Origin of the sequence: Parabacteroides sp. AF17-3, assembly GCF_003635445.1 — a bacterium.
Lineage (GTDB): Bacteria > Bacteroidota > Bacteroidia > Bacteroidales > Tannerellaceae > Parabacteroides > Parabacteroides goldsteinii.
In genome coordinates this window covers 108056-108714 of sequence record NZ_QTMM01000024.1, presented here as the reverse complement: position 1 = coordinate 108714, position 659 = coordinate 108056, and the positions used below count along the sequence as shown (strand labels likewise).

1 protein-coding gene is annotated in these 659 nt (G+C 38.7%); it reads right to left on the bottom strand.

Features of this window, described 5'->3' with window-relative positions; translation table 11 throughout:
* Nucleotides 1-92: 92 nt before the first annotated feature.
* Nucleotides 93-524, bottom strand: a complete 432-nt coding sequence (locus tag DWW91_RS25375; RefSeq protein ID WP_122329281.1) for a hypothetical protein — start codon at nucleotides 522-524, stop codon at nucleotides 93-95.
* Nucleotides 525-659: the final 135 nt, after the last annotated feature.

The following is a 659-nucleotide window of genomic DNA, read 5'->3' as shown; positions in this document are numbered from 1 at the left end:
CAAAGGTAGAGGGTATGCACCGGACGGCAATTACTAAAATCGCAGCAAAAACAAGCACAGAAAAACCTGTTATACAGCGTATTAATCAATTATTATTTCTTATTTTTGTTATTAATCCTATTTATTTCATTCAAAAAATGTTTGATACAATCCGAATAATCAGAGTCATGTACTTTCATTTCGGTACAAAAAGAACCGACCGTTCCCTCCAGACGAAAACAGAGATAAAAGTGCTCAGCCAGGAAGTCGAAAGACACATCATTGAAATAATATACCTTCATTTGCCCCAGCAGGTCACTCAAAAATTTCCGGTCGTTCACCGGTACTCTCTCCTTCCACGGGTCTACCAGGTCAAAACCACACCAAGTCAATATTTCCGGTCGGAATTTGTCAAAAAACTTATTTGCGAAATCAGTCCAACCCTTTTTTTGGTGACACTCATCACTCCCCAACAGCCAGGCCAGTTTCATTATTTCGGTCCGTCGGTCCGAGCACTCTCCGATATAGGCTTCCAATTTATCCAAAGCCAAATTTTTTCCTACAATTCCACCAATTTTTTTTTATAGCGTTTTAATTCTTCTGTCAGCATAACTTTTAAGTTGATGCTGTACAACAGATGTTTCCTGTCAACAGTAAGAATCTCCTTTCCCTCTAAAAAA